The sequence below is a fragment of the Rhodanobacter sp. OR92 genome, from assembly GCF_000427545.1.
Classification (GTDB): Bacteria; Pseudomonadota; Gammaproteobacteria; order Xanthomonadales; family Rhodanobacteraceae; genus Rhodanobacter; species Rhodanobacter denitrificans.
Genome location: NZ_ATYF01000018.1, coordinates 12,604 through 39,115, shown reverse-complemented (window position 1 = coordinate 39,115; position 26,512 = coordinate 12,604). Strand labels below are relative to the sequence as shown.

Below are 26,512 nucleotides of genomic sequence, written 5' to 3'. Positions count from 1 at the left end.
TTATACCTGCCCGCGCCGGACGCCATGAGCCAGCCTCAACCGTGGCGTTCAGCGAGCACCGCGCTGGCCACGAAAAACGAGCCGAACGCGAGGATGCGCTCGCCCGGTTGCGCAGCCGCACGCGCCGCCGCCAACGCAGCGGGCACGTCGGCATGCACGCCGTACGACGCCTGCGGCAGTACCTGCTGCAGGATCGCGGCCAGCGTCGCCACCGGCATGCCGCGCGGAGTGGCCTGGTCCAGCCCGGCCAGATGCCAGTGGCCGATGCGCGTACCGAGCGCGCCGATCACTCCGGCTACGTCCTTGTCCGCCAGCGCGCCGTACACCGCGTGCACCCGCGCCGGCGGCTGCGTGTCCAGCCATTCGGCCAGCGCGCGGGCGGCCTGCGGGTTGTGGCCCACGTCCACGACCAGCGGCGGCTCACCGCCGATCGACTGCAATCGCGCCTGCACCCGTACCTCGTGCAGGCCGGCGCTGACCGCCGCGAAAAAGGCGCTCGGTGTGAGCGCCCCCAGGCCGAGCACGTGCAACGCGGCGATCGCCGCCGCCGCATTCGCGTACTGCACCGGCGCCGCCAGCGCCGGATCGGGCAGCTCCATCGCGCTGCCGTCGCGATGGAGCCAGCGCCAGCCGTCCTGGTGCCGCTCCACGCTGAAGTCGATGCCGGCCCGCTCGACCCGCGCGCCGCGCTCGGCCAGCGCGTCGAGCAGACCAGCCGGCGGGTCCAGTTCGCCCACGATCGCCGGCCGCCCGGCCCGCGCGATGCCGGCCTTCTCGCGGCCGATGCTGTCGCGATCCGGACCGAGCCACTCCATATGGTCCAGGTCCACCGTGGTGATCACCGCCACGTCGGCATCGATGATGTTGACCGCGTCCAGCCGCCCGCCCAGTCCCACCTCCAGCACCGCCACGTCGACCCCGGCGCGGGCGAACAGGTCCAGCGCGGCCAGCGCGCCGAATTCGAAATAAGTCAGAGGGACGCTGCCGCGCACCGCCTCGATCCGCTCGAACGAGGCAACCAGCGCGGCGTCATCGGCGTCGACGCCGTCGATGCGCACGCGCTCGTTGTATTCCAGCAGGTGCGGCGAGGTAAACGCGCCCACGCGCAGGTCGGCCGCGCGCAACATCGCCTCCAGCAGGGCCACGGTGGAACCCTTGCCGTTGGTGCCGCCGACCGTGATCACCCGTTTCGCCGGCGCCGGCGCGCCCATCCGTCGCCACACCTCGCGTACCCGGTCCAGTCCCAGCTCGATGCTGTGGACGTTGACGCGTTCCTGGTACGCCAGCCATTCGGCGAGAGTGCGACTCATGCAGTGACTTCGAGCAAACGGGAAGCACAAAGCTTAAAGCATCACCCGAACAAACGAACGAATGAACGCCCCCTGCGCCGCCCATGGCGGGCACGGCGTCACAGACGCAGCCGGCGCAGGCGCAGTGCGTTGCTCACCACCGACACCGAGCTCAGGCTCATCGCCAGCGCGGCGATCATCGGCGACAGCGTGATGCCGAACCACGGGTACAGCACGCCGGCGGCCAGCGGTACGCCGACCGCGTTGTAGACGAAGGCGAAGAACAGGTTCTGGTGGATGTTGCGCACGGTACCCTGCGACAGCGTGCGCGCACGCACGATCGCGCCCAGCTCGCCCTTGACCAGGGTCACCTGCGCGCTCTCCATCGCCACGTCGGTGCCGCTGCCCATCGCGATGCCGATGTCGGCAGCGGCCAGCGCGGGCGCGTCGTTGATGCCGTCACCGGCCATCGCCACGCGGCGGCCTTCGGCCTTGAGCCGACTCACCACGGCGGCCTTGTCGGCCGGCGAGACGTCGGCGTGCACCTCGTCGATGCCGAGCGTGCCCGCCACCGCCTGCGCGGTGGTGGCGTTGTCGCCGGTGAGCATCACGATGCGCAGGCCGGCCGCGTGCAGCGCCGCGATCGCCGTCGGCGTGTCCGGCTTGATCCGGTCGGCCACCGCCAGCAAGGCGGCGAGCGCGCCGTCGACGGCCAGGAACATCACCGTGGCACCCTGCCCACGCAGTTGCTCGGCGCGAGCGCCGGCCTCCTCGCCGATCGCCACGCGCGACTCGGCCATCAGCTTCGCATTGCCCAGCGCCGCTGCGCTGCCGTCCACCTTCGCGCTGACGCCGCGGCCGGTCAGCGAGCGGAAATCCGTCGCCGCCAGCGTCGCCACGCCTTCGGCGTCCGCCGCCACGACGATCGCCCGCGCCAGTGGATGCTCGCTCGGCCGTTCCAGCGCGGCGGCCAGCGCCAGCAGGCGTTCGCGCGGCTGGCCGCCCAGCACCACCAGCTCGGTCAGCGCCGGCTTGCCTTCGGTCAGCGTGCCGGTCTTGTCCACCACCAGGGTGTCGATGTCGCGCAGACGCTCGATCGCGCCGGCGTCCTTGAACAGCACGCCGTGCTGCGCGCCGCGGCCGCTGGCGACCATGATCGAGATCGGCGTGGCCAGGCCCAGCGCGCACGGACAGGCGATGATCAGCACCGACACCGCCGCGATCAGCGCGTGCGCCAGCCGCGGCTCCGGGCCGACGATCGCCCACGCCGCGAAGGCCAGCACGGCCACCGCCACCACCGCAGGCACGAACCACGCCGCCACCTGGTCGGCCACGCGCTGCAGCGGCGCGCGACTGCGTTGGGCGGCTGCCACCAGTGCCACGATCTGCGCCAGCATGGTCTCGCCGCCGACCTTCTGCGCGCGCATGGTCAGCGCGCCGTCCTGGTTCACGGTGCCGCCGGTCAGCGGATCGCCCTTCGCCTTGGCCACCGGCATCGGCTCGCCGGTGAGCATCGACTCGTCGACGTGGCTGTCGCCCTCGATCACCACGCCGTCGACCGGCACCTTCTCGCCGGGGCGCACGCGCAGCACGTCGCCGGCATGCACCGCGTCCAGCGCCACGTCCGCCTCGCTGCCGTCGGCAGCGATGCGCCGCGCGGTCTTCGGCGCCAGCCCCAGCAGCGCCTTCAGCGCCGCGCCGGTGCGCCGGCGCGCGCGCAACTCCAGGAAATCGCCCAGCATGACCAGGGTGACGATCACCGCCGCCGATTCGAAGTACACCGCAACCCGCCCGCTGGCGTCGCGGAAACCCTCCGGGAAGATGTCCGGCAGCAGGAACGCCACCGCGCTGTACAGCCATGCCACGCCGGTGCCCAGCGCGATCAGCGTGTACATGTTCGGACGCCAGGGCTTCAGCGAGCGCCAGCCGCGCACGAAGAACGGCGCACCGCCCCACAACACCACCACGCTGGCCAGCAGCGCCTCGGTCCAGGCCGCCACGCCGTCCCACGGCGCGGGCAGGTGCCAGCCGAACAGGTGCGGTCCCATCGCCACCAGCAGGGTCGGCACGGTCAGCACCACCAGCCACCAGAAGCGCCGCGTCATCGACGCCAGCTCGCCGCCGTCGTCTTCATCCAGCGTCGGCATCAGCGGTTCCAGCGCCATGCCGCAGATCGGGCAATGGCCGGGACCGACCTGCCGGATCTCGGGGTGCATCGGGCAGGTATAGATGGTGCCGGCCGGCACCGGCGGCGCGGGCTGGCGTTCGCCGAGGTAGGCCGACGGATCGGCCACGAACTTCTCGCGACAGCGCGCGGAACAGAAATGGTACGTCTGGCCGTCATGCTCGGCGTGGTATTTCGCCGTTTGCGGATCCACCGTCATGCCGCATACCGGGTCCTTCACGACGCGCGCATGCCCGTGATCGACGTGCCCGTGATCGGCGTGATCGTGATCGGCATGCTCGTGGTTCGCATGGTCGTCCGCCGCCTTGCCACCGCAACAGCTCCCCACAGGCTTCTGCCCGGCAGCCCGGTAAGTCGCCGGCGACGCATCGAACTTCGCCTTGCAGCCCGCGCTGCAGAAATGGAACGTCTGCCCGTCGAGCGTGCTGAGGTGCTTCGCCATCGCCGGGTCCACCGTCATGCCGCACACCGGATCGATCGCCGCGCCGGCCGCCGGCTTGTCGCCGCCCGCGCAGCAGGAAGCTTGCCCGCTCATGCCTTCACCTCGTCATCGCTCAAAGCGCGCAGGATCGGGCAATGCTCCGGCTTGCCATGCCCCGGACACGAGGCCACCAGCTGCGCCAGGCCATCGCGCACGCGCTGCAGTTCCGCGATGCGCTGCTCGATCGCCGCCAGCCGCTGCTCGGCGCGCTTCTTCACCGCCTTCACCCCGCGCAGGCGATCGGCCGACAGCGCCAGCAGCTCGCGGATCTCCTCCAGCGTGAAGCCGAGCTCCTTCGCACGGCGGATGAAGCGCAGCTGCGCCACCGTGCTGTCGCCGTAACTGCGGTAGCCGGACGCCCGCCGCTGCGGCTCGGGCAGCAGGCCCTCGCGCTCGTAATAACGGATCGTGTCGATCGCCACGCCGACGCGCTTGGCGACGGCACCGATGGTCAGGGAGGGAGTTTGCGTGTTCATGCGGCACAGTCTAGACCTTTGATCGAAGTCCAGAGTCAAGCGTTGCTGCCGCGGGCTGCCTTGCCGCCATGGCCTGCACGCGCTCCCGCCGGAACCCGTCAGCGATGCCTACGGTTCCCGGCCCCTTTCCAGGGTACGACGAATACTCTGCAGTGCTGCCGTGATATCGCCGGCATCGATCACGCCATAACCGAACGTCACCGCCGGCTCGATCCCGCGCGTCATCGCGTAGTCGGCGGTGGATTCCGCGCCGGCGGCGTGGCGCAGGATGGTCGGCATGAGCCGGGCCGCCCGCGCGGGATCGCGGAATCGCGCGGCCAGGTGCAGGCCCGCTTCGGACGGAATCGGTTGCAGCCAGCGGCCGAGCACGCGCTGCAGCCCGTCGAGCAGCGCCGCGCGGCGTTCGGCGTAGATCGGCCGCATGTGGCGCAGGTGCCGCGCGAGGTGGCCGTCGCGGATGAAGGCGGCAAGCGCGGACTGGGTGAGGCTGTCGCAATGCGAGTCGACGCAGTGCTTGACCGTGACCAGCCCGCTGTGCGCCCACGCCGGCGCCACCACGAAGCCCTTGCGCAGCGAGGGGAACATGCTCTTGGAGAAGGTGCCGACGTAGAACACCAGCGCGTCGCCATCCAGCGTCTGCAGCGCGTCGAGCGGACGGCCGCCGAAGCGGAACTCGCCGTCGTAGTCGTCCTCGACGATCACCGCGCGATGGCGGCGCGCGAAGTCGAGCAAGGCGGCGCGCCGGCGCAGCGACATCGCCGCGTCGGTGGGCGACTGGTGCGAGGGAGTGACGCTGATGATGCGCACGTCCTCGGGCAGGCGTTCGACACACAGGCCTTCGTCGTCCACCGGCAGCGGCAGCAACCGTGCGCCGGCGGCGGCAAACGCGGCGCGCAGCGGCGGGTAGCCCGGCTCCTCCACCGCCACCTTCGTTTGCCCCGGCGTGACCAGCAGCCGGGCGATCAGGTCGAACGCCTGCTGCGCGCCGGAGGTGACGACCACGTCGTCGGCGCTGCAGGCCACCGCGCGGGCAAACGCAACGTGCTGCGCGATCGCCTCGCGCAAGGCGGGGATGCCTTGCGATGGCGCATACGCAAACGGTTCGCGCGCGCTCTTGCGCAGCGTCTGCGCCGTCAACCGGCGCCAGACGTCATGGGGGAAATGGCGGTGGTCGGGAATGCCCAGACGGAAATTGCGCTCGGGCAAGGCGCGCACGGACGACGGCTGCAGGAACGGCGCCCGCCATGCGGGCGCAAAACGCGAATCGTCCGTACCCACGCGCGCCGGCTTCGACCGGCGCCGGGCGAACTCGACGACCTGCGGTCTGGAGCCCTTGCGCGCCACCAGGTAGCCCTCGGCGACCAGCAGGTCGTAGACAGTGACCACCGTATTGCGCGCCACCCCCAGGGCCTCGGCCACCTTCCGCGTGGCCGGCAATGCGGCGTGCGGCGGCAAGCGGCCGTCCAGGATCGCCGCGCGCAACTGCAGGTGCAATGCGTGCGTGAGCCCGCCGGAGCCGCGCGGCAGCAGCACGGGAAACGGGAAAACTGGTTCCATCGAATCTCTCGTGAATGGCTCAACCAAGGATCCAGATTACCTCTAGAGTCAGCACGGTAGGAGCACCCCTCCGCGCCATGCTTTCCGTTACGTGACGAAGAGCATCGCGCCCTTCGGGGCGCCCCACCGGTGAGGTCCAGCCCATGGAGAATCGATCGTGACGAAAGCCATCTGCGAAACCTGCGGCACCCAGTATGCAGACTCCCCCACGCATTGCGCCGTCTGCGAGGACGAGCGCCAGTACGTCGGCGCCCATGGCCAGAGCTGGACGACCCACGAAGCGCTGAAAGCCACCCACACACTGCGCCTGCAGGACGAAGCCGGCGTGCTCGGCATCGGCCTGGCGCCGGATTTCGCGATCAACCAGCGCGCGCTGTACCTGCCCACCGACGCGGGCAACGTCCTGTGGGAAGCGCTGAGCCTGGTCACCGACGAGGCGGTCGCCACGTTGCAGGCGCGCGGCGGCGTGGACCTGATCGCGATCTCGCATCCGCATTTCTACGCCGCGATGCTGGAATGGAGCGAGGCGCTCGGCAACGTGCCGATCCTGCTGCACGAAGCAGACCGCGAGTGGGTGCGCCGGCCCTCGCCGAACGTGCAGTTCTGGCGTGGCGACGCGTACCGGCTGTCCGATGCGGTGACGCTGATCCGCAGCGGCGGCCACTTCCCCGGCAGCACGGTGCTGCACTGGAAAGACGGCCCGCGACCCGGCGGCGCGCTGTTCTCCGGCGACGCGCCGCACGTGGTCAGCAACCGCCGCCACGTCTCGTTCATGCGCAGCTATCCCAACTTCACGCCGATGCCGCCCGACACCGTGCGCGGCATGCAGGCGCGCCTGGCCGGCTACGCGTTCGAGGACGTCTACGGCTTCACCTGGGGCCGTAACATCATCGGCGGTGGCCGCGCCGCGGTGGACGCCTCGTTCGACCTCTACCTTGCCGCCATCGCCGCCTGAGCCGCGCCCATGACCATGCCCTCCGCCCGCCTGCACGACTACCTGCCCGCCCGCTTCAGCACCGCTGCCGCGCGGCACTGGGTGCCCTCCTCCACCCCCGGCAAGTCGTCCAGCCCGCTGCGCTTCTTCGCCGACGACCGCGGCTTCGTCGAGCTGCTGCGCATGGAGCCGGGCACGGTGATGCCGCTGCATCGCCACACCGGCGAGATCCATGCGTACAACCTCAGCGGCACGCGCAAGCTGTGCACCGGCGAGCTGATCGGCCCGGGCGACTACGTCTACGAGCCGCCGGGCAACACCGACTGGTGGAAGGTCGTCGGCGACGAGCCGATGCTGGCGCTGGTGATCGTGATGGGCACGGTCGAGTTCCTCGGCCCCGGCGGCGTGGTGACCGGCCGTGCATCGGCCAGCACCCAGCTGGCGGAATACGAGCGCTATTGCCGCGAGCATGGGCTGGCGATCCAGGATCTGGTGGACTGATCGCAGGGATGTCAGGCGGCTCAGGCCGAGGTCGGACGGCGCCTGGTGGCCCCGGCCGGCCGCTTGCCCGGGGCGCACTTGGCCGCGGCGGTCGCGCACGTGCCAGCGGACTGGCTGCAGCAGTGATCCGTCAGGTAGCCGACCAGCGCGTCCATCGCCTCGATCACCGGCGCGTAGTAGATGAAGCGCCCGCTTTGCCGGCTGCTCACCAGGCCCGCGTGCGACAGCTCCTTCAGGTGGAAGGACAGCGTGGCGTTGGGCAGGCCCAGCTTCTCCGCGATCGCGCTGGCCGCCAGTCCTTCCGGCGCATGTTCGACCAGCAACCGATAGACCGCCAGCCGCGACTCCTGGGCGAGCGCGGCGAGGATGGTGATGGCTTGCCTGTTCTGCATGGCGCTACTCCCGGGCCGCTTCATACCAGCGCTTGCTGCGGTTGACGATGCGCACCACCGACAGCATCACCGGCACCTCGATCAGTACGCCCACCACGGTCGCCAGCGCTGCGCCGGAATGCACGCCGAACAGGCCCACCGCGGTGGCCACCGCCAGCTCGAAGAAGTTGCTGGCGCCGATCAGCGCCGACGGGCCGGCCACGCAGTGCGGCACACCGAAGCGGCGATTGAGCCAGTAGGCCAGGCCGGCGTTGAAATACACCTGGATCAGGATCGGCACCGCCAGCAGCGCGATGATCGCCGGCTGCGCGAGGATCTGCCGGCCCTGGAAACCGAACAGCAGCACCAGGGTGGCCAGCAGTGCGCCCAGCGACACCGGCCCCAGCCGCTGCAGCAGTTTCTGCAAGCGCGTCTCGCCGCCGTGCGCCAGCAGCTGGCGCCGCAGCAGCATGCTGAGCGCCACCGGCACCACGATGTACAGCAGCACCGACAGCAGCAGCGTGTTCCACGGCACCGTGATCGAGGAGATGCCCAGCAGCAACGCCACGATCGGCGCGAACGCCACCACCATGATGGCGTCGTTCAGGGCGACCTGGCTCAGCGTGAACGCCGGCTCGCCGCGGCACAGGTTGCTCCACACGAACACCATCGCCGTGCACGGCGCGGCGGCCAGCAGGATCAGGCCGGCGATGTAGGAATCGAGCTGTGCGGCCGGCAGCTGGCCGGCGAACAGGTGGCGGATGAAGATCCAGCCCAGCAGCGCCATCGAGAACGGCTTCACCGCCCAGTTGATGAACAGCGTGACGCCGATGCCCTTCCACTGGCGACGCACGCCGCCGAGCGCGCCGAAGTCGATCTTAAGCAGCATCGGGATGATCATCAGCCAGATCAGCACCGCGACCGGCAGGTTCACCTGGGCCACCTGCATGCCGCCCAGCGCCTCGAAGCTGCCGGGCAGCAGGTGGCCCAGCAGCGTGCCGGCGACGATGCACAAGAGTACCCAGAGGGTGAGCCAGCGCTCGAAAAAGCCGATGCGGACGCCCTCCGCGGGAGCCGGACAAGCAGTCAGTTCTGCGGGTGTCTGGTTCATGCGTCCGCTTCTTCGTCGGTGATGCTGCCGATGTGATCGAGCGCCTGCTTCAACTCGTCACGCCCCATCGTTTCCACCGGCAGCTTCAGCAGTGCCGTGATTCGATACAGGATCAGCGTGTGGGCGCGCCGGAACGCCGCGATCGCGGCGCCCGCCCCGTGGGCGGCGGCCGGATCGGGCAGGCCCCAATGACTTTTCACGAAGTCGCCGAACAGCACCGGGCAGGTCTCGTTCGCGGCGTTGTCGCAAACCGTGATCACGATATCCAGCGGCGGCGCGCCCGCTTCGGTGAAGCGGTCCCACGACTTGCTGCTGAGTCCCTCGGTGGCGATGCCCAGCGCCTTGAGCTCCTCGATCGCGTACGGGTTGACGCGCCCGGTCGGCTGGCTGCCGGCGCTGAACGCCTCGAAGCGCCCCTTGCCCAGGTGGTTGAGGGTGGCCTCGGACAGGATGCTGCGTGCCGAGTTGCCGGTGCAGATGAACAGGACGCGACACGGGGGCATGGCGACGGTTCCGGATTGGTTTCTATATTTCCATAATGATAGAATCGTCAAATCAAAGCAACAGGAAACGTGCCCGTGCCGATCCAGGACCTGCCTCATATAGCCGCCGATATGCTGGACACTCCCAGCCTGGCCAAGCTGGCCTTGCCGGCCGACGCCGGTCACCCGCCGCGCATCCTGATCCTGTACGGCTCGCTGCGCCCCCAGTCGTTCAGCCGCAAGCTGGCGCTGGAAGCCGAGCGCATCCTGCGCCACTTCGGCGCCGAGACGCGGGTGTTCGACCCGCACGAACTGCCGCTGCTGGACAGTGTGCCGGCCAGCCACCCCAAGGTGCAGGAACTGCGCGCGCTGTCGCTGTGGTCCGAGGGTCAGGTGTGGGTGAGCCCCGAGCGGCACGGCACGATCACCGGCGTGTTCAAGAACCAGATCGACTGGCTGCCGCTGGAAGACGGCAGCGTGCGCCCCACGCAGGGACGCACGCTCGCGGTGATGCAGGTCTGCGGCGGCTCGCAGTCGTTCAACGTGGTCAACACCTTGCGCGTGCTGGGCCGCTGGATGCGCATGCTGACCATCCCGAACCAGTCTTCGGTGGCCAAGGCCTGGCAGGAGTTCGACGACGACGGCCGGATGAAACCCTCCCCGTTCTACGACCGCGTGGTGGACGTGATGGAGGAGCTGTTCAAGTTCACCCTGCTGGTGCGCGGGCGCAGCGACTACCTGGTCAGCCGCTACAGCGAGCGCAAAGGCGCCGCCGCGGCGAAGGCGCTGACCGTCGCGGCCAACGTGCTGGAAGGTGCGGCGACGGCGGGCAAACCCGCCTGCTGCAGCAGCGGAGCGTGCTGAGCCAGCGACGCACGTCTGCCGCAGCCACCGGCTAAACCGGCGCGTCCTCCGCCGGCCCGAAGCCGCGGCGGACGTGTCCGACGGCACCGACCGGCCACCGGGATCTGCTACGGCTCCTCCGGCTCCTCCGGCTCCTCCGGCTCCTCCGCCGCGTCCGGCGCCCCGAACGCGTTGCTGTAGCAGCCGGACGGGTCGAAACAGCAGACCCGGCGCTTGCCTGAAGCAAGCATGCCGCAGGCATCGGCGACCCGCTTGGCGCGCGTGGCCGATTGTTTGGCGGACGTGACCCAGTGGATCCAGTCCACACGCGCCAGGGTCGTGGTGCTTTCCCAGGCTGCGCGGGCCTCAGGTGCGCCGTCCAGCGCCCGGCGCAAGTCCGGCGGAAGCTCCGGTTCCGGTTCCCTGGCCACCGGCGCCAGTTCGAGTGCGACCGTGTCGCCGACGGCGGCGCCCGCGGCTTCGCGCAGCGCCTTGTCCACCCTGAGCCAATGACTCAGCCGGCCATCCGGCTCGAGCGTGGCCCGGAACGCCTGGCCATCGAGCGTGCCCTCCACCGTCGTTCGGCCCCGCCGCGGCAGCCTGGCGCTGACTTCCGCGGGCAGCACCACGAACGCCCACGACGCATCACGGGGCTCCGCCGGACGCAGCAGCTTCGCCTCGAATCGGAATGTGGCGTTGTTCTTGACCATCGCGGATCTTCCCTGGGCAGCCAAAGGATACGGGGTCAGCCAGGTCATGGGACCGACGCGTCCTCCGCCGCCACGAAACCGCCGGTTTGCCGCTTCCACAGCCGCGCGTAGAGGCCTTCGTGCGCGATCAGCTCGGCGTGCGTGCCGGTCTCGACGATCTGCCCCTTGTCCAGCACCACCAGCCGGTCCATCCGCGCGATGGTGGACAGGCGATGGGCGATCGCAATCACCGTCTTGCCCTGCATCAACAGGTCGAGACTTTCCTGGATCGCCGCCTCGGCTTCGGAATCCAGCGCGCTGGTGGCTTCGTCCAGCACCAGGATCGGCGCGTCCTTCAGCAGCACGCGGGCGATCGCGATGCGCTGGCGCTGGCCACCCGAGAGCTTCACGCCGCGCTCGCCGACCAGCGCGTCGTAGCCCACGCGGCCTTCGCCATCGACGAGTTGCGGGATGAACTCGTCGGCACGCGCCTTGCGCACGGCATCCATGATCTGTGCGTCGCCGGCGTCGGGGCGGCCATAGAGGATGTTGTCGCGGATCGAGCGGTGCAACAGCGAGGTATCCTGGGTCACCACGCCGATCTGCGAACGCAGGCTCTCCTGGGTCACCTGCGCGATGTCCTGGCCGTCGATCAGGATGCGCCCGCCTTCCAGGTCGTACAGCCGCAGCAGCACGTTGACCAGGGTCGACTTTCCCGCGCCGGACGGCCCGACCAGGCCGATCTTCTCGCCCGCGCGCACGCTGAGGTCGAGCCCGGCGATCACTCCGCCCTGCTTGCCGTAGTGGAAGTGGATGTGCTCGAAATGCACGCCGCCGTTGGTGACCTCCAGCGGCATCGCGCCCTCGCGGTCCTGCACCGCGCGCGGCCGCGCGATGGTGGTGATGCCGTCCTGCACGGTGCCGACGTTTTCGAAGATGCCGTTGACCACCCACATGATCCAGCCGGACATGTTGTTGATGCGGATCACCAGCCCGGTCGACAGCGCGATGGCGCCCACCGTCACCCGGCCCTCGCTCCACAGCCACAGCGCCAGCGCCGAGGTGCCCACGATCAGGAAGCCGTTGAGCGTGGTGATGCTGGCGTCCAGCGCGGTGGTGACGCGGGTCATCCGGCGCAGCTTGTCGGTCTGCTCGGCCATCGCCTCGGCCACGTAGGCCTCCTCGCGCCGGGTGTGCGCAAACAGCTTCAGCGTGAGCACGTTGCTGTAGCCGTCGACGATGCGTCCCATCAGCTTCGAGCGCGCCTCCGAGGCCAGCCACGAGCGCTGCTTGATGCGCGGGATGAAGAACGCCAGCAGCCCGACATAGGCGAACACCCAGGCGACCAGCGGCGCCGCCAGCCAGACATCCGCCTGCGCGAACAGCACGACCGCGCTGCCGGTATAGATGGTGACGTACCAGATCGCGTCGACGATCTGCACCGCCGACTCGCGCAGCGCGCCGCCGGTCTGCATGATGCGGTTGGCGATGCGCCCGGCGTAGTCGTTCTGGAAGAAGCCCAGGCTCTGGCGGATCACGTAGCGATGGTTCTGCCAGCGGATGCGGTTGGTCAGGCTGGGCACGATCGCCTGGTTCACCAGCAGGTCGTGCGCGCCGATCGCCAGCGGCCGCACGACCAGCGCCACGAAACCCATCCACAAGAGTTCATTGCCGTGCTGCCGGAAGAAATCCGCCGCCGGCGCGCCCTTGGCCATGTCCACGATGCGGCCGATGAAGCCGAACAGCGACACCTCGACGATCGCCACCACGAAACCCACCGCGATCGCCACCGCGAACACCGGCCACACCTGGCGCAGGTAGAACGCATAGAAGCGCCACACCGACGTCGGCGGCATGCCGTCGAGCGGTTCCTTGAACGCGTCGATGAGGGATTCGAACCAGCGAAAGATCATGGGTGTTCCGGCACGACGGGGCGCTTCATTGTGCGTGAAGCCGGCATCGCATGGGGTGACGACCGTCGAGCCTGAACGCCAGCCGTGAAGATCGCCACTCATCCGCCCGGCGCGATTGACCGCCCGCGGCGGCGCTCCGATCATGGGCGGATGCCTACTCTGCTCCGCTGCCTCCTGCTTCTGTTGCTGACGTTCGGCAGCGCCGCGTCGCTTGCCCAGAGCAGCGACCCGTCATCGACCGCCGCGCCAGCGGCGACACCCGCACAAACGCTGGATCAGCTGGGCAGCCAACTCGACACCGTCAAGGCCGCGCTGAAGGACAAGAAGCCCGATACGCCGCTGGCCGACCTGCGCACCACCGCGCTCGGCGTGCAGGACCAGGCGCGCCAGCTGGCCGCCGACCTCGCACCGCAGATGACCGCCCTGCAGGCGCAGCTTGCCGTGCTGGGTCCCACGCCGGCGAAGGGAACGCCACCGGAGGCGCCGGAAGTCGCTGCGCAGCGGCGCAAGCTCGACAAGGCGCAGGCCGATCTGGACGCGCAGATCAAGCAGGCGCAACTGCTCGGCCAGAATGCGACGCAGCTGGCGGCGCAGATCAGCGGCCTGCGCAACGACGAGTTCCAGGCGCGGCTGGCCTCGCGCACGGCCACGCCGTTCAGCCGCACGTTCTGGGCCGATCCGGTGCGTGCGTTTCCGGACGACGTGGCGCGGCTCAAGCGGCTCGGTGCGCGCTTCGCCGACGCCATGGCGCAGGCATGGCAGCCGCCGAACCGGCAGCCGCTGGCGTGGTGCCTGATCGCCGCCGCGCTGCTGCTGGGCGGCGGCCGCTGGGTGCTGGAACGGCTGCTGCTGGGGTTGGCCACGCGCCACGTGCCGGACGGCCATCTGCGGCGCAGCGCGATGGCTGTCGCGGTGGCGCTGGCCGCGGTCCTCACCACCGGGCTGGCGGCGCAACTGGCCTACCTGGGGCTGAACTGGAACGACATTCTCGACGACGACCTCGCTGCGCTGGCCACCAGCGTGGTCGGGCTGGTGTGCTTCGCCGCGTACGTGACCGGACTGGGCCGGGCGCTGCTGTCGGTACCGCGGCCATCGTGGCGCCTGCCGGCGCTGTCGGACCTGGCGGCGCAACGGCTGCACCTGTTCCCGTGGCTGCTGGCCGCGGCGGCGCTGCTGTTCGGCCTGCTCGACCGCACCAGCCGCGCGATCGGCACCAGCCTGCCGGCCACCGTGGCCACGCGTGGCCTGTTCGCGCTGGTCATCAGCGGCCTGATCGGCCTGGCGTTGCTGCGTCTGCGCCGCGCCCGCCGGGAACAGGCCGCCAGCGGTGCCGAGCCGGAGCACCGGCCGGTATGGATGGGCCTGCTCAGCGCGGCCGCCACGCTCGGCGTGGCGGTCAGCTGGCTGGGCGTGGCCACCGGCTTCATCGCACTGGCGTTCTTCGTCGCCGTGCAGATGTTGTGGGTCGGCGTGATCGTGGCCACGGTGTACCTGCTGATCCATCTGCTCACCGATCTGATCGACACCTTGCTGTCGCCGCGTGGGCGCAGCGGCCAGCGGCTGCAGGCCACCTTCCAGCTGGCGCCGCACACGCTGGAACAGACCGCCACCCTGCTTGCCGGCGTCTGTCGCGTCGGGCTCGTGCTGCTGGCGCTGGCGACCGTGCTGACCCCGTTCGGCGCCGGTCCGAAGGACCTGCTGACCAGCGCCGAACAGACCCTCGGCAGCTTCCGGCTCGGCGATCTGGCGATCAACCCCGGCAGCATCTTCAGCGCCGCGCTGGTACTGGTGGCAGGACTATTCGTGCTGCGCACGCTCAAGCGCTGGCTGCGCGAGCAACTGCTGCCGAAGTCCACGATGGAACCGGGCATGCAGGACTCCATCGTCACCCTGCTCGGCTACCTCGGCGGCATGCTGGTGTTCGTGCTGACGCTGGCCGCGCTGCAGGTGGACCTGAAGAGCATCACCTGGATCGTCAGCGCGCTGTCGGTGGGCATCGGCTTCGGCCTGCAGGCGATCGTGCAGAACTTCATCTCCGGGCTGATTCTGCTGGTCGAGCGGCCGGTGAAGGTGGGCGACTGGGTCAGCCTGTCCAGCGACGTCGAGGGCGACATCCGCCGCATCAACGTGCGCGCCACCGAGATCCAGATGTGGGACCGCTCCACCGTGATCGTGCCGAACTCGCAGCTGATCACCCAGAACGTGCGCAACGTGACCCTGGCCAACGCGCAGGGCCGCGTGCAGATCAAGCTGCCGATGCCGCTGGACACCGACGCCGGCAAGGTGCGCGAGCTGGTGCTGGGCATCCTGCGTGCGCACCACGGCACGCTGGCCGCGCCGGCGCCCTACGTGCAGCTGGAAAACGTCAACGCCGGCGTGATGACGTTCAACTGCGTCGCCTACGTCGGCGGCCCGCGCGAGGTCGGCGGGGTGAAGAGCGAGCTGCTGTTCGAGATTCTCGAACGCCTGCGCCGCGAACGGCTGCCGATGACCAGCCCGCAGAGCATGCTGGTGCGCACGCTGCCACCGCTGCCCGACGAGGACGAGTGCACCGGCTGAAACGCGTAGACTTGCGCCTGATCACGGAGCATGCCGATGGGATTCCAGCACCGCCTGCCCGCACCGCCACTCGACACCCTGGTCGCGACGATCTGGGACTGGGACATGCCGCCCGCCGCCCATTGCTATGAACGCGTGCTGCCGCAGCCCGGCGCGCAGCTGATCATCAACCTGCACGAGGACGAGACGCGGGTCTACAGCGACGACGACGCACGGCGCTGCACCCGTTCGTCCGGCAGCGTGCTCGGCGGACCAGGCCTGCACAGCGAGATCATCGACACCGCCGAGCAGATCCGCGTGATGGGGGTGGTGTTCCGCCCCGGCGGCGCCCACGCGCTGACCGGCGAGGATGCCAGTACGCTGACCGGCCACGACATCGACCTGGCCGACCTGTTCGGCAGCAGCGCCACGAGGCTGCGCCAGCGCCTGCTGGAAACCGCCGACGCCAGCACGCGCCTGCAGCTGCTGGAGCGATGGCTGCTGCAATGCCTGCGCGGATCCGCACCGGAATCCGCCGTGGCACACGTACTGGCCACGCTCGACCGGCTGCCACAGGTAGCCCGGATCCCGTTGCTGGCGCGCGACACCGGATTGTCCGAACGTCGGCTCGGCCTGCTGTTCCGCCGCCAAGTGGGCATGGGGCTGAAGCATTACGCGCGGCTGATGCGTTTCCGCGCCGTGGTGGTGCAGGCGCAGACGCTGCCCGCCGTGAACTGGAGCCACGTCGCGGCGGACTGCGGCTATTGCGACCAGGCCCACCTCACCCATGAATTCCGCCGCTTCGCCGGCATCACGCCAGGGGCGTTCATGGCGGCGCGGGGACCCTACCTCAATCACCTGCCGATCGCCTGAGCGGTTGCGGAAATCTACAAGACCGGCGGCATCACCGGCGCCATTCTCCGCGCACATCACCCAGCGAGGTTCTTCGCATGTCCCAGTCCCACGGCAGCACCATCATTCCCTGCCTGCGCTACCGCGACGCGCACGCCGCGATCGAGTGGCTGTGCAAGGCCTTCGGCTTCCAAAAGCACGCCGTCTACGAGAACGAGGACGGCGGCGTGGAACACGCCCAGCTCACCTTCGGCAACGGCATGCTCATGCTCGGCGAAGTGCGCGACAACGAATTCGGCCGGCACATCGCCCAGCCCGACGAGATCGGCGGGCGCGAGACGCAATGCGCCTGCGTGATCGTGGCCGACTGCAAGGCGCACTACCAGCAGGCGAAAGCCGCCGGCGCGGTAATCGTGGACGACTACGCCGAGAAGGACTACGGCGGCGCCGGCTACAGCTGCCACGACCCGGAAGGCCACCTGTGGTACTTCGGCAGCTACGACCCGTGGCAGCCCGAGTGACGCCGGTGCCGCTTACGGTGCCGCCGCGGCCCGCCGCTTCAGCTTCGAATCCGGCCGCGCCACCGCATACATCTCCCACGCCATCTGCTTGAGCAGCCCCTGACGATCCTTGCCCTGCGCGTACAGGTCGAAGTGGGTCTTGCCCGGCAGGAAGCGGAAGTCCGACTTCGCGCCCAGGCCATCCAGCACGGCCTTGAACTTGTGCGCGGCGCCGTCGAGATAGAACGTGTCGGCGGTGCCCACGACCAGGTGGATCTTGCCGTCCAGGTCGCCTTTCAGCCGCGGCCAGTTCGCCTGCACGAGATGGGCGATGTCGTAGTGCTCGCGCCAGTACGCGACCACGGCCGGATCGACGGCGCCGGTGTCGCGATCGAACATCGGCAGCGGCCGACCGTCCGCGCCGCGCGGCGAGAACACCCACTCGAACGAAGCCATCTGGCCGCCGTACTCGCCCAGCACGCGTTCGAGCTGCGCGAACGCCTCGAAGCTGGCCAGCACCTTGCCCTTGTCGCGCACCAGCGGGTACGGCGTGCCGTCCGGCTTGCGGTACACGTTCGCGTGCGGTGCATACAGGTCCACGCCGGTGAAATCGTGGAAGTCGCTGGGGTCGGGCGAGGTGGACCAGGTGCCGCCGAAAATCTTCGGGTAACGCGTCTGCAGCCACAGCGTGGCCCAGCCGCCGGAGGAATGGCCGGTGAGGAAGCGGCCGGACGGTCGCGCATCCATGCGGTAGCGCGATTCCAGCTGCGGGATCAGTTCGGTGGTCAGCGCCCGGCCCCACGGGCCGTTGTTCACCGAGTCGGCGAATTCGTGCGTGCCGGTGGCACTGGACTGGTCCAGGAACACCCAGATCATCGGCGGCATCTGATGCTCGGCCATCGCGCCGTAGACCATCGCGGCGCTGCCGGCGAGCGATGCCACGCTGCCGCCGTAGCCGTGGGTGGCATACACCACCGGCCAGGTCTGCTTCGCGCCGGGGTCATAGCCCGGCGGCAACAGCACCCAGCCGCGCATGTGGATCGGCCGTCCCCAGAACGCGCTCAGCGCCGGGCTGACGACATCCAGCGGCTGCGCCGCGCGGCGCGCCTCGTCGAGGTGCTTGCGGGTGGTGTCGCTGAAGTAGCGCGCCGGAAGGTCCCACGGTTCGCGCGCGGGCAGCACGCGGTCCAGGCTCAAACGCGGCGGCGTCGCGGCCGGCAGATGCAGCTTCACCACCGAGCTGACCAGGTCGCCCGCGCCGCGTCCGCTGTAGTTGTAGCTGTGATCGACGTCGAGCACCGCCTGCACGAAGTAGTCGCCGGGTGGCAGCTGCGACCAGCCGGCCGGGTACGCCAGCGCATCAGCGTCGATCTCCACGCCCTGTCCCGGCACCAGCCGGCTCACCTCGCGCGCGGCCACCGAGGCCTGGGTGGCGCCGAACGGATTGGCATCCACCTCGTCGACCTTGCCATCCTTGGCCGCGGCGATGGCCGCCCTGGCATCGGTGGCGAACAGCAGCAGCCGGCCCGACGTCGGCTGGGTCAGTGCACTGCCCAGCTCGACACGGAACGGGCTGTGCGCCACCGGCGCGTCGGTGCGCGCCAACGCCATGCCGGCGAACAGGCCGCAGCCCAGCACGATCGCTACTGCACGACGCATGTCACGCATGTCGATTCCCCAGTATCACGGCCGTGGAAGCGCCGAAGTCGCGATCGACCCCGGCACCCGTTCAACGCTTGTCGGTACCCGGCTTGTCCGCGACCGGCACCATGCGCAGGTCCTGGAAGTCGAAGCTGAAGTCGGTCAGCGGCGAGATCGGCTGCATGCGCACTTCGCTGACGTGGCCGTCCACGTCCAGGCTGAAGGTGACGAAGGCGTCGGCGTTGAGCGTGCGGTCGTCCCAGCGCACGGTGAAAGTGTCGTGCTGCCACGGCGTCATCGTGCCGACCAGCTGCTTCGTCTTGCTGAAGCGCAGGCGCAGCTTGCCATTCTCGTGGCTGACGATGACGTCGCCGTACCACGGGTCGCGGTAGCTGCCGGCGTACTTCGCCAGCACCAGCGAGGGCTTGCTGCGCTTGTCGCGCGCGGCTTCGTGCTTGGCGAAGCTGTCGTCGGCCTTGGCCTCGGATTGCTTCACCGCCTTGTCGTAGGCGGCGACCCAGTCGGTCTTATGCTCCGGGTTCAGGTAAGCGTCGAGCACGCGATAGGTCACCGCGTTGAACGCGGCGCCGGATTCGGCATTGGTCAGCACCACCACGCCGAGCTTCAGCTCCGGCACCAGGGTCACCCGCGAGACCATGCCGGGCCAACCGCCGGTGTGCCACACCAGCTTCCTGCCGAGATAGTCGGACAGGAACCAGCTCTCGCCGTAACCGGAGAAGTTCGGTACCAGCGGCGCCAGTTCCGGAATCGGCGGCTTGCCGATCTTGATCGGGGTGAGCACGCTCCACATCTCGCGCTGGCTGTCCTCGGAGAACAGCCGCGCCGGCTTGCCGTCGCTGCCCATCGCGGGCAAGACGCCGCCCGCCAGCTGCACGTTCATCCACTTCCCCAGGTCGTGCGCGCTGGAGTAGATGCCGCCGGCGCCGGGGTCGTTGAGCCAGGCCATCGGCGGCACCGGCTCGAGATCCTTGAAGTCGGCCTTGGCGTGACCGGTGGCCACGTCCATGCCCGGTTTCAGATAGGTCATGTCGACCAGCGACTCGTCCATGCCGACCGGCTTGAACAGGTGCTCGCGCACGTAGTCGGCGTAGCTCTGGCCGGAAGCCTGCTCGATCACCAGGGTGGCTACCGCGAACAGGATGTTGTCGTAGGCGTAGCCGCTGCGGAAGCCGTTCTTGATCGGCACGTGGGCCAGCCGCTCGACCACTTCCTTCGTGCTGTACGACGTCGGCGGCCAGTACAGCAGGTCGCCCGCGCCGAGGCTGAGGCCGCTGCGGTGCGCCAGCAGGTCGCGGATGCGCATCTCGTGGGTCACGTACGGGTCGGACATGCGGAACCACGGCAGGTGGTCGATCACGCGGTCGTCCATCTTCAATTTGCCCTGCCCGGCCAACTGCTGCAGCGCGGCGGCGGTGAACGCCTTGGTGTTGGAGGCGATCGCGAACAGCGTGTTCGCGTCCACCGGCGCCGGCTTGCCGAGCTCGCGCAGGCCGAAGCCCTGCTCCAGCACCACGTGGCCATCCTTGACGATCGCCACCGCGATGCCCGGCACGTCGAACGCCTTGCGCGCGCTGTCCACGTAGGCGCCGAAATCCTCCAGCTGCGCCGGCAGCAGCGGCCGTGCGAAGTCGCCGCTGGAGACCGGCGGCGGTGTCCGCACGGCCGGCGTCTGCGCCGTGACGGCGGTGGCGGACACGAGCAGCGCGCAGCACAGCGCCAGGCGCAGGGAGAGGGGTCGCTGAAACATCGGCAAGGCTCCGCGGGTGAAAAGTCGCGCCACTATCGCGGCAAACCGGGCGCAGGGCCAGCGCTGGAAGTCACGCCCTCGACGCGGTGCACGGCAACGCCGATCATGGCGCCAGCGTGCCGCGCCATGCAGCAACGCCGAACCGAGGAACGCGATGGAACCGATGGTGGAATGGATCGCCGCCCATGCCCTGCGGCTATGGGCGCTGCTGCTGTTGCTGGCCCTGCTGGCCGGCGACCTCGCCTGGCGCCGCAACGCGCGTTGGCATCGCCACGCGCTTGCCCGCGGCGGTGCGCCGACCGTGCTGCGCTGGCAGGCCGGACTGATCCTGCTGCTGGCGCTGGCCCTGCTGTTCCTCGCCATCGCCGCCGCGGTCGCCGGGCAGCCGACCGGCGAACTGGCGCGCTTCGACACCAGCCTGGCCGAGAGCCTGCACGCGCAACTGCCCGCCACGGCGCTGCGCGGCATCGCCGTGGTCACCCACCTCGGCGACCTGGGGTGGGTGGCGCCCGCGGCGGCCGTGGTGGCCGCGTTCCTGCTGCTGCGCCGGCACGGGCGGCTGGCGGGCATCTGGGCGGTGGCCCTGCTCGGCATCCTGCCGATCAACGGCGGTCTCAAGGCGCTGTTCCAGCGGGTGCGGCCGCTGCACGACCACGGTTACATCGTCGAGCGGGGCTGGAGTTTCCCCAGCGGCCACGCGTTCGGCTCCATCGTGTTCTACGGCATGCTCGCCTACGTGCTGCTGCGCCTGCTGCCGCCGCGCTTCCATCGTGCCGTGATCGCCGCCGCGGTGCTGCTGGTCGGCGTGGTCGGGATCAGCCGCATCCTGCTGCAGGTGCACTATTTCAGCGACGTGATGGCCGGCTACGCCGCGGGCGCGGCATGGCTGGTGCTGTGCATCGGCGCCGCCGAACACTTGGACAAGCCGGCGATGGAGCGGCACGCATGAACGACCTGTTTGCCACGACCCGCCGCGACGGCCCGCAGATCCGCGTCGGCATCGGCGGCTGGAACTACGCGCCATGGCGCGACAACTTCTACCCGGCGAAACTGGTACAGCGGCGCGAGCTGGAGTACGCCAGCCGCCAGTTGCGCACGATCGAGATCAACGGCACGTTCTACGGCGCGCAGAAGCCGGCGACCTACGCGAAGTGGGCGGCGGAGACGCCGGCCGGCTTCATCTTTTCACTGAAGGCACCGCGCTACATCACCGAGGGCAAGCGGCTGGCCGATACCGGCAAGGGCGTCAACGGCTTCGTGCACGGTGGCCTGGCGGAAATGGGCGACCGTCTGGGGCCGATCCTTTGGCAGCTGCCGCCCTCGCGGCCGTTCGATACCAGCGACCTTGCCGCCTTCCTCGACAAGCTGCCGCGCGAACTGGACGGCCAGCCGCTGCGCCACGTGCTGGAGGTACGCCACCCCAGCTTCCTCGACGCACGCTACGTGGCACTGGCGCGCGCGCAGCGCGTGCCCACCGTATTCACCGACTCGCCCGACTACCCCTCGCTGGCCGACCTCACCGGCGACTTCAGCTACGCACGCTTGATGCGCAGCGAAGATGGCAACCCCGCCGGCTACGCGCCCGCCGAACTGGACCGCTGGGCTAGCCACGCGCGCGACTGGGCCGCGGGCAAGGACATCGCCGACCTGCCGCACGCCACCGCATTGCAGCCGCCAGGCCCGCCGCGCGACGTATTCGTGTTCTTCATCAGTGCCGCCAAGCATCGCAACCCAGCCGCGGCGATGGCGCTGCAGTCGCGCGTGGACGCGTTGGCCTGATCAGCCGGAGCGGTAGTTGTCCACCTCGCGATAGCGCCGCGCATACAGCCCGAACGCCAGCGCGGCGAGCAGCGCGAAGGCGGCGAAGAAGAACATCTGGAACGCGGTGACGCTGAGCCCCGTGCCGGCAATGGAACCCGTGACGGTTTCGTTGCGCACCGCCGCGTTGGCCAGCAGCACCCACAGGTTGCCGATGGTCGTGGTGAGGTTCCAGAAGCTCATCACCACGCCTTTCATCGACGCCGGCGCCTGGCTGTAGGCGAACTCCAGCCCGGTCGCCGAGACCAGTACCTCGCCGAAGGTCAGCAGCGCGTACGGCAGCACCTGCCACGCGATCGACAGCGGATCGCCGCCGTCGATCACCACCTGCAGCCCGCCCACCACGATCCACGCCACGCCGCTGAACGCGATGCCGGCGGTCATCCGGCGCAGCGCGGTGGGCTCGTAGCCGAGGCGGCGCAGCAGCGGATACAGCACCAGGTTGTTGAACGGGATCAGCAGCATCACCAGCATCGGGTTCAGCGCCTGCATCTGCGCGGCATGGAACCACGACGGCATGGTCATCTCGTGGCCCTGCACCACCCAGGTCGAAGCCTTCTGGTCGAACAGCGAGAAGAACGGCGTGGTCAGCGCGAAGATCACCAGCACGCGCAGCACGTTGCGCGCGCCGTCCACCGCCACGTCCGGATGCAGGCCGCGGGCACGCTCCATCTGCAACCACGCACCGCCGCCGACGCCGCCGATCAGCGCCACCAGCGCGAGGCAGGCGACGATCACGAAGCCGAGCGAGCCGATCAGGCTGAAGCCGGCCAGCGCCACCAGCACGCCGGCCACCGCGATCCACAAACCGGGCCGCGCCTGGCCGGGTCGATGGGTCAGCAACGCGGTGCGCAACACCCGCGAGAACGCGTTGGGGTCCGGCGGCGTCGGCGGCAGCATCACGTACTGCCGGCGGCCCAGCCAGAACACCACGGTGGCGATGAACATCAGGCCGCCGGGAATGCCGAACGCCACCGCCGCGCCGAAGTGGTGCAGGAACAGCGGCATCAGCAGCGAAGCGAAGAACGAGCCGAAGTTGATGATCCAGTAGAACGCGTCGAACACCACCTTGGCCAGGTGCTTGTTCGACTGGTCGAACTGGTCGCCCATGAACGACGCCACCAGCGGCTTGATGCCGCCCGCGCCCAGCGCGATCAGCCCGAGGCCGGCGAAGAAACCGAGGCGGTTGTGCTCGAAGATCGCCAGGCAGGCGTGGCCGAGGCAGTACACCAGGCTCATCCACAGCACGGTGTTGTACTTGCCGAAGTAGCGGTCGGCCAGCCAGCCGCCGAGCAGCGGGAAGAAGTACACGCCGATCACGAAGGTGTGGAACACGTCCTTCGCCGCCAGCGTGCGCTGCCCCTCCGGCAGGTACAGCAGCAAGGTGGTGATCAGGAACGGGGTGAGGATGTTGCGCATCCCGTAGAACGAGAAACGCTCGCAGCCTTCGTTGCCGATGATGTAGGCAATCTGCCGCGGCAGGCGCCCGCCGGCGTGGTCGGGGGTGGTGCTCATCCATACTCCAAAGGATCGGGTGGGCGGCGCGCGGCGCCGTATCCACGGGTCCGCCGAAGTGTGCGTAATTTCCTGCGATCACGGAACCCCGCAGGCAGCGCCTCTCACCTGGCCTGCCGCCCCGCCCTGCTAAGCTCGCCGCGCATCCACCGCCAACCCGTCCGCATGCGCCAACTCAAACCACTGATCCTGCTGGCATTCATCGTCCTCGCGGTGACGCTGTGGAATCGCCATGCCGGCACCCCGCCGGCCAGCACCGGCCCGGCGGCGAGCGCGGACAGCAGCGCATCGCCCCGCGCGCCGGAGCGCCCCGCCGGCACCGACGTACCCGCCTTCCTGCCGGCGGAGGCACACGCCACGCTGGATCGGATCGCCCGCGGCGGCCCGTTCGAACACAGCCAGGATGGCGCCGTGTTCGGCAACTACGAGGGCCTGCTGCCGCAGCAGCCGCGCGGCTACTACCGCGAGTACACGGTGGAGACGCCCGGCGCGCGCAACCGCGGCGCGCGGCGCATCATCACCGGCGGCACGCCGCCGGTGATCTGGTATTACACCGACGACCACTACCGCAGCTTCCGCCGTTTCGAGGTGGACCGATGAGTCCGCACGGTTTCGAGCTGGACCTGACCAAGCCCACCCAGAGCGGGGTGTACTTCGTCGGTGCCGACGATCTCGACCGGCTCGCGCGCGCCGCCGCCCGCGACGAGCTGTGCGTCTGCCGCACCGACCTCGCCGGCTGCCGCGACAAGGGCGAACTGCTGCGCCGGCTCGCCGCGTCGCTGCAGCTGCCTGCCACGTTCGGCCACAACTGGGACGCCCTGGCCGACTGCCTGCGCGATCTCGGCTGGATGCCGGCCTGGGGCTACGTGCTGCTGTTCGAGCACGCCGACGAACTGCGCCAGTCCGCCGCAGCCGATTACGACATCCTGCTCGGCATCCTCGATGATGCAGCCACCTTCGGCAGCGATCGCGACATGCCGTGGTTCGCGTTCCTGGCGCTGCCCGACAGCGCGTTCGACGACCACCATCCCTCCGCCTGAAAGCGGGCCGCTTCCCTCACCCTGGAAAACCATGCAAACCATCGACTTTGAACTGGAAGGCGACTACGTCGAGCTCAACATGCTGTTGAAGCTGGTCGGCCTGTGCGACAGCGGCGGCGCCGGCAAGGCGATCGTGGCCAGCGGCGCAGTGCGCGTCGACGGCACCATGGAGCTGCGCAAGACCTGCAAGATCCACGCGGGCCAGGTGGTCGGCCTCGACGACGTGGAAATCCACGTGCTGGCCGACCCCAGGGCCTAGCCCGGCAGGCCGTCCAGCCGTCGGTCGAGGTCGGCATGCGCGGGCAGGCGCAGCAGGAATTCGTGTTCCAGCACGTGGCGAATCTCGGCGACGCCGTCCAGTCGGTGCCGCTCGGGCTCCTGGCCCAGCCGACGCACGGTGAACTCGCGGTTGAGCAGGCTCAGGCGCCGGTCGGCGGTGGTGCGCGCTGCGATAAGGTTGTGCGGGAAACGCGAGGCCGCATGCGTGGAGACGTAGTGGTTGGCCACCACGTAGTCGACCATCTCGCAACGGCGCAGGTCGAAGCGGTAGAGCGTGAACCACTGCCCGCGCACGCATGACTGCATGCGCCATTCGCCCTCGCGTTCGACCAGCCGGAACGGCTCGTGGCCGGTCGGCTGTTCCACGTCGGCCTGCAGCCGCAGCGCGCCAGTCAGCACCTGGTTGCCGAAACCGACGTCTGCCAGCCAGCTTTCGCCACCCAGCTCGACGCGCAGCAACATGTGGGTCTGCGCGGTGACCGCATCCTCCGGGTGCTGCCACAGTACCCGCGCGATCAGCCCCGACACCTCGAAGCCGATCGTGCGCAGCACCGCGGCGAACAACAGGTTCTGCTCGAAGCAGTAGCCGCCGCGGCCCTCGTGCACCAGCTTGCGCTCCAGCGCCGGCGTATCCAGCTCGACCGGCAGGCCAAGCAGCGGGGTGAGGTTCTCGAACGGAATCGTGGCCACGTGCGCCACGGCCAAACCGCGCAAGCTGGCCAGGTCGGCGGCCACGCGGCCGTGCCAGCCGACACGCCGCAAATAGGCATCCAGATCAATGGAACCTTGCATCCCTCAACTCCACGAAGGCGACAGACAATGATGGTACCGGGCCGGCCGGCGCCGTACAGGTAACCGATGGCATATGGCCGGCGAAGAACAGGTATCGGGCCACCCGACGGCCCTTCTGGCGAGGCGCCGCATGATCCGTCGCAGCACACTCCAGGCGATATCGCTGGCCGTCCTGCTGGTGCTGGGCGCAAGCGCGTGCCAACCCGTGTCCGCCGCCAGCGGCGCGCTTCCGGCGCCGACCGTCGACGCGCCGAAAACCGCCGCCCGCGGCGAGCAGGTCGCGGTGCTGGCCGGCGGCTGCTTCTGGGGCATCGAGGCGGTGTTCGAGCACGTCAAGGGCGTGCGCCGGGTCGTCGCCGGCTACTCCGGCGGCAGCGCCGGCACGGCCCATTACGACGAGGTCAGCGAGGGTGATACCGGCCACGCCGAATCGGTGCAGGTGCATTTCGACCCAGCCGAGGTCAGCTACGGCACGCTGCTGCAGGTGTTCTTCTCGGTTGCGCTCGACCCCACCGAACGGAGCCGGCAGGGCCCGGACGTCGGCAGCCAGTACCGCTCGGTGATCTTCTACGGCAACGACGAACAGCAACGCATCGCCGGCGCCTATATCGCGCAGCTGACCGCGGCGAAAGCCTTCCCCGCACCAATCGTGACCCAGCTGGTGCCGCTGCAGGCGTTCTATCCGGCCGAGGCGTACCACCAGCACTACTTCCAACGGCACCCGTACAACCCCTACATCGTCTACAACGACGCGCCGAAGGTGGCGCATCTCAGACAACTGTTCCCCGAGCTGTACCAGGCCTCTCCGTAGGAGCGCGCCCTGCGCGCGAGGCCTTTTCGTCACGTCACGGAGAGCATCGCGCACGACCGGAGGAGGTCCCCCGCGGACAGGGTGCGCTCCTGCGCGTTCTGCCTTGCATGGAGCGGCGCGACCCCC

At 69.5% G+C, this 26,512-nt stretch carries 25 protein-coding genes; 12 read left to right on the top strand and 13 right to left on the bottom strand.

The window, feature by feature from the left end; genetic code table 11:
- Positions 1-35: 35 nt before the first annotated feature.
- From folC to RHOOR92_RS0110925, 4 genes are all read right to left on the bottom strand, one after another.
- Positions 36-1,310, bottom strand: a complete 1,275-nt coding sequence (gene folC / locus RHOOR92_RS0110940; protein ID WP_007513096.1) for a bifunctional tetrahydrofolate synthase/dihydrofolate synthase — start codon at positions 1,308-1,310, stop codon at positions 36-38.
- A 98-nt stretch (positions 1,311-1,408) separates the two neighbouring features.
- A complete protein-coding gene (locus tag RHOOR92_RS0110935) occupies positions 1,409-4,009 on the bottom strand; it encodes a heavy metal translocating P-type ATPase (RefSeq protein ID WP_007513094.1) in 2,601 nt (866 codons plus the stop codon).
- Positions 4,006-4,431, bottom strand: a complete 426-nt coding sequence (locus RHOOR92_RS0110930; protein WP_007513092.1) for a MerR family transcriptional regulator — start codon at positions 4,429-4,431, stop codon at positions 4,006-4,008. The genes RHOOR92_RS0110935 and RHOOR92_RS0110930 overlap by 4 nt, the downstream gene beginning before the upstream one ends.
- Positions 4,432-4,539: 108 nt before the next feature.
- The gene (locus RHOOR92_RS0110925; RefSeq protein WP_027490233.1) at positions 4,540-5,988 is read right to left on the bottom strand and encodes a PLP-dependent aminotransferase family protein; all 1,449 of its coding nucleotides are present in this window, start codon (positions 5,986-5,988) and stop codon (positions 4,540-4,542) included.
- A 157-nt stretch (positions 5,989-6,145) separates the two neighbouring features.
- On the opposite strand from RHOOR92_RS0110925, the gene RHOOR92_RS0110920 reads away from it, so the two are divergent.
- Both RHOOR92_RS0110920 and RHOOR92_RS0110915 read left to right on the top strand, forming a co-directional pair.
- Positions 6,146-6,943: a hypothetical protein gene (locus RHOOR92_RS0110920; protein WP_007513088.1), complete on the top strand. Its 798-nt coding sequence runs from the start codon at positions 6,146-6,148 to the stop codon at positions 6,941-6,943.
- 9 nt (positions 6,944-6,952) lie between these two features.
- Positions 6,953-7,423 carry a cupin domain-containing protein gene (locus RHOOR92_RS0110915; RefSeq protein ID WP_007513085.1) on the top strand — a complete coding sequence of 157 codons (471 nt, stop codon included), beginning with the start codon at positions 6,953-6,955 and terminating at the stop codon, positions 7,421-7,423.
- Between the two features lie 20 nt (positions 7,424-7,443).
- Here RHOOR92_RS0110915 and RHOOR92_RS0110910 read toward each other — a convergent pair whose 3' ends face one another.
- The 3 genes from RHOOR92_RS0110910 to RHOOR92_RS0110900 are packed head-to-tail and all read right to left on the bottom strand — an operon-like array spanning position 7,444 to position 9,408.
- Positions 7,444-7,815, bottom strand: coding sequence for a metalloregulator ArsR/SmtB family transcription factor (locus tag RHOOR92_RS0110910; protein ID WP_007513084.1), 372 nt, complete (start codon positions 7,813-7,815; stop codon positions 7,444-7,446).
- 4 nt (positions 7,816-7,819) lie between these two features.
- Positions 7,820-8,905, bottom strand: coding sequence for an ACR3 family arsenite efflux transporter (arsB, locus tag RHOOR92_RS0110905; RefSeq protein WP_007513082.1), 1,086 nt, complete (start codon positions 8,903-8,905; stop codon positions 7,820-7,822).
- Positions 8,902-9,408 carry an arsenate reductase ArsC gene (locus RHOOR92_RS0110900; protein WP_007513080.1) on the bottom strand — a complete coding sequence of 169 codons (507 nt, stop codon included), beginning with the start codon at positions 9,406-9,408 and terminating at the stop codon, positions 8,902-8,904. Before RHOOR92_RS0110900 ends, arsB begins: the two co-directional genes overlap by 4 nt.
- Positions 9,409-9,483: 75 nt before the next feature.
- On the opposite strand from RHOOR92_RS0110900, the gene arsH reads away from it, so the two are divergent.
- Positions 9,484-10,251, top strand: coding sequence for an arsenical resistance protein ArsH (arsH, locus tag RHOOR92_RS0110895; protein WP_015447376.1), 768 nt, complete (start codon positions 9,484-9,486; stop codon positions 10,249-10,251).
- A gap of 107 nt (positions 10,252-10,358) precedes the next feature.
- On the opposite strand, the gene RHOOR92_RS18695 is transcribed toward arsH, so the two are convergent.
- Together RHOOR92_RS18695 and RHOOR92_RS0110885 are read right to left on the bottom strand one after the other, a co-directional pair.
- Positions 10,359-10,940, bottom strand: coding sequence for a YdeI/OmpD-associated family protein (locus RHOOR92_RS18695; RefSeq protein ID WP_007513076.1), 582 nt, complete (start codon positions 10,938-10,940; stop codon positions 10,359-10,361).
- A gap of 44 nt (positions 10,941-10,984) precedes the next feature.
- Positions 10,985-12,829 (bottom strand): ABC transporter ATP-binding protein, encoded by a 1,845-nt coding sequence (locus RHOOR92_RS0110885; protein WP_027490232.1) that lies wholly within the window; start codon positions 12,827-12,829, stop codon positions 10,985-10,987.
- A gap of 153 nt (positions 12,830-12,982) precedes the next feature.
- On the opposite strand from RHOOR92_RS0110885, the gene RHOOR92_RS0110880 reads away from it, so the two are divergent.
- The 3 genes from RHOOR92_RS0110880 (at position 12,983) to RHOOR92_RS0110870 (ending at position 16,743) form a co-directional block, all read left to right on the top strand.
- Complete coding sequence (locus RHOOR92_RS0110880) at positions 12,983-15,391, top strand: DUF3772 domain-containing protein (RefSeq protein ID WP_007513071.1); 2,409 nt, start codon at positions 12,983-12,985, stop codon at positions 15,389-15,391.
- Positions 15,392-15,427: 36 nt separating this feature from the next.
- On the top strand, positions 15,428-16,243 hold the full coding sequence (locus RHOOR92_RS0110875; RefSeq protein ID WP_007513068.1) for a helix-turn-helix domain-containing protein: 816 nt from the start codon (positions 15,428-15,430) through the stop codon (positions 16,241-16,243).
- A 77-nt stretch (positions 16,244-16,320) separates the two neighbouring features.
- The gene (locus tag RHOOR92_RS0110870) at positions 16,321-16,743 is read left to right on the top strand and encodes a VOC family protein (RefSeq protein WP_007513066.1); all 423 of its coding nucleotides are present in this window, start codon (positions 16,321-16,323) and stop codon (positions 16,741-16,743) included.
- 12 nt (positions 16,744-16,755) lie between these two features.
- Here RHOOR92_RS0110870 and RHOOR92_RS0110865 read toward each other — a convergent pair whose 3' ends face one another.
- Positions 16,756-18,333 carry an alpha/beta hydrolase-fold protein gene (locus tag RHOOR92_RS0110865; RefSeq protein ID WP_196802013.1) on the bottom strand — a complete coding sequence of 526 codons (1,578 nt, stop codon included), beginning with the start codon at positions 18,331-18,333 and terminating at the stop codon, positions 16,756-16,758.
- Positions 18,334-18,451: 118 nt separating this feature from the next.
- Positions 18,452-20,131 (bottom strand): serine hydrolase, encoded by a 1,680-nt coding sequence (locus tag RHOOR92_RS0110860; RefSeq protein WP_027490229.1) that lies wholly within the window; start codon positions 20,129-20,131, stop codon positions 18,452-18,454.
- Positions 20,132-20,285: 154 nt separating this feature from the next.
- Here RHOOR92_RS0110860 and RHOOR92_RS0110855 point away from each other — a divergent pair, with 154 nt between their 5' ends.
- Together RHOOR92_RS0110855 and RHOOR92_RS0110850 are read left to right on the top strand one after the other, a co-directional pair.
- Entirely contained in the window at positions 20,286-21,080 is a 795-nt protein-coding gene (locus tag RHOOR92_RS0110855; RefSeq protein ID WP_027490228.1) for a phosphatase PAP2 family protein, read from the top strand.
- Entirely contained in the window at positions 21,077-21,910 is an 834-nt protein-coding gene (locus RHOOR92_RS0110850) for a DUF72 domain-containing protein (RefSeq protein WP_027490227.1), read from the top strand. Before RHOOR92_RS0110855 ends, RHOOR92_RS0110850 begins: the two co-directional genes overlap by 4 nt.
- Here RHOOR92_RS0110850 and RHOOR92_RS0110845 read toward each other — a convergent pair whose 3' ends face one another.
- Complete coding sequence (locus tag RHOOR92_RS0110845) at positions 21,911-23,464, bottom strand: oligopeptide:H+ symporter (RefSeq protein WP_027490226.1); 1,554 nt, start codon at positions 23,462-23,464, stop codon at positions 21,911-21,913.
- A gap of 165 nt (positions 23,465-23,629) precedes the next feature.
- Between RHOOR92_RS0110845 and RHOOR92_RS0110840 the strand changes: the two genes are divergently transcribed.
- The 3 genes from RHOOR92_RS0110840 to RHOOR92_RS0110830 are packed head-to-tail and all read left to right on the top strand — an operon-like array spanning position 23,630 to position 24,763.
- Positions 23,630-24,064, top strand: coding sequence for a ribonuclease domain-containing protein (locus RHOOR92_RS0110840; protein ID WP_027490225.1), 435 nt, complete (start codon positions 23,630-23,632; stop codon positions 24,062-24,064).
- On the top strand, positions 24,061-24,504 hold the full coding sequence (locus RHOOR92_RS0110835) for a barstar family protein (RefSeq protein ID WP_027490224.1): 444 nt from the start codon (positions 24,061-24,063) through the stop codon (positions 24,502-24,504). Before RHOOR92_RS0110840 ends, RHOOR92_RS0110835 begins: the two co-directional genes overlap by 4 nt.
- Positions 24,505-24,535: 31 nt before the next feature.
- Positions 24,536-24,763, top strand: coding sequence for an RNA-binding S4 domain-containing protein (locus tag RHOOR92_RS0110830; RefSeq protein WP_027490223.1), 228 nt, complete (start codon positions 24,536-24,538; stop codon positions 24,761-24,763).
- Here RHOOR92_RS0110830 and RHOOR92_RS0110825 read toward each other — a convergent pair.
- Positions 24,760-25,575: an arylamine N-acetyltransferase gene (locus tag RHOOR92_RS0110825; protein ID WP_027490222.1), complete on the bottom strand. Its 816-nt coding sequence runs from the start codon at positions 25,573-25,575 to the stop codon at positions 24,760-24,762. The genes RHOOR92_RS0110830 and RHOOR92_RS0110825 overlap by 4 nt on opposite strands.
- 130 nt (positions 25,576-25,705) lie before the next feature.
- Here RHOOR92_RS0110825 and msrA point away from each other — a divergent pair, with 130 nt between their 5' ends.
- On the top strand, positions 25,706-26,386 hold the full coding sequence (gene msrA / locus RHOOR92_RS0110820) for a peptide-methionine (S)-S-oxide reductase MsrA (protein ID WP_027490221.1): 681 nt from the start codon (positions 25,706-25,708) through the stop codon (positions 26,384-26,386).
- Positions 26,387-26,512 lie beyond the last annotated feature (126 nt).

Bases quoted from the DNA above. Each gene is read 5' to 3' on its own strand.
- RHOOR92_RS0110870 (WP_007513066.1), top strand. From the start codon at position 16,321: ATGTCCCAGTCCCACGGCAGCACCATCATTCCCTGCCTGCGCTACCGC.
- RHOOR92_RS0110850 (WP_027490227.1), top strand. From the start codon at position 21,077: ATGAACGACCTGTTTGCCACGACCCGCCGCGACGGCCCGCAGATCCGC.
- RHOOR92_RS0110840 (WP_027490225.1), top strand. From the start codon at position 23,630: ATGCGCCAACTCAAACCACTGATCCTGCTGGCATTCATCGTCCTCGCG.
- RHOOR92_RS0110855 (WP_027490228.1), top strand. From the start codon at position 20,286: ATGGAACCGATGGTGGAATGGATCGCCGCCCATGCCCTGCGGCTATGG.
- RHOOR92_RS0110935 (WP_007513094.1), bottom strand. From the start codon at position 4,009: ATGAGCGGGCAAGCTTCCTGCTGCGCGGGCGGCGACAAGCCGGCGGCC.
- RHOOR92_RS0110860 (WP_027490229.1), bottom strand. From the start codon at position 20,131: ATGTTTCAGCGACCCCTCTCCCTGCGCCTGGCGCTGTGCTGCGCGCTG.
- RHOOR92_RS0110915 (WP_007513085.1), top strand. From the start codon at position 6,953: ATGACCATGCCCTCCGCCCGCCTGCACGACTACCTGCCCGCCCGCTTC.
- RHOOR92_RS0110825 (WP_027490222.1), bottom strand. From the start codon at position 25,575: ATGCAAGGTTCCATTGATCTGGATGCCTATTTGCGGCGTGTCGGCTGG.
- RHOOR92_RS0110925 (WP_027490233.1), bottom strand. From the start codon at position 5,988: ATGGAACCAGTTTTCCCGTTTCCCGTGCTGCTGCCGCGCGGCTCCGGC.
- RHOOR92_RS0110880 (WP_007513071.1), top strand. From the start codon at position 12,983: ATGCCTACTCTGCTCCGCTGCCTCCTGCTTCTGTTGCTGACGTTCGGC.
- RHOOR92_RS0110830 (WP_027490223.1), top strand. From the start codon at position 24,536: ATGCAAACCATCGACTTTGAACTGGAAGGCGACTACGTCGAGCTCAAC.
- RHOOR92_RS0110845 (WP_027490226.1), bottom strand. From the start codon at position 23,464: ATGAGCACCACCCCCGACCACGCCGGCGGGCGCCTGCCGCGGCAGATT.
- folC (WP_007513096.1), bottom strand. From the start codon at position 1,310: ATGAGTCGCACTCTCGCCGAATGGCTGGCGTACCAGGAACGCGTCAAC.
- RHOOR92_RS0110910 (WP_007513084.1), bottom strand. From the start codon at position 7,815: ATGCAGAACAGGCAAGCCATCACCATCCTCGCCGCGCTCGCCCAGGAG.
- RHOOR92_RS0110875 (WP_007513068.1), top strand. From the start codon at position 15,428: ATGGGATTCCAGCACCGCCTGCCCGCACCGCCACTCGACACCCTGGTC.
- RHOOR92_RS0110930 (WP_007513092.1), bottom strand. From the start codon at position 4,431: ATGAACACGCAAACTCCCTCCCTGACCATCGGTGCCGTCGCCAAGCGC.
- arsB (WP_007513082.1), bottom strand. From the start codon at position 8,905: ATGAACCAGACACCCGCAGAACTGACTGCTTGTCCGGCTCCCGCGGAG.
- RHOOR92_RS0110900 (WP_007513080.1), bottom strand. From the start codon at position 9,408: ATGCCCCCGTGTCGCGTCCTGTTCATCTGCACCGGCAACTCGGCACGC.
- RHOOR92_RS0110835 (WP_027490224.1), top strand. From the start codon at position 24,061: ATGAGTCCGCACGGTTTCGAGCTGGACCTGACCAAGCCCACCCAGAGC.
- RHOOR92_RS0110865 (WP_196802013.1), bottom strand. From the start codon at position 18,333: ATGGCGTTGGCGCGCACCGACGCGCCGGTGGCGCACAGCCCGTTCCGT.
- msrA (WP_027490221.1), top strand. From the start codon at position 25,706: ATGATCCGTCGCAGCACACTCCAGGCGATATCGCTGGCCGTCCTGCTG.
- RHOOR92_RS18695 (WP_007513076.1), bottom strand. From the start codon at position 10,940: ATGGTCAAGAACAACGCCACATTCCGATTCGAGGCGAAGCTGCTGCGT.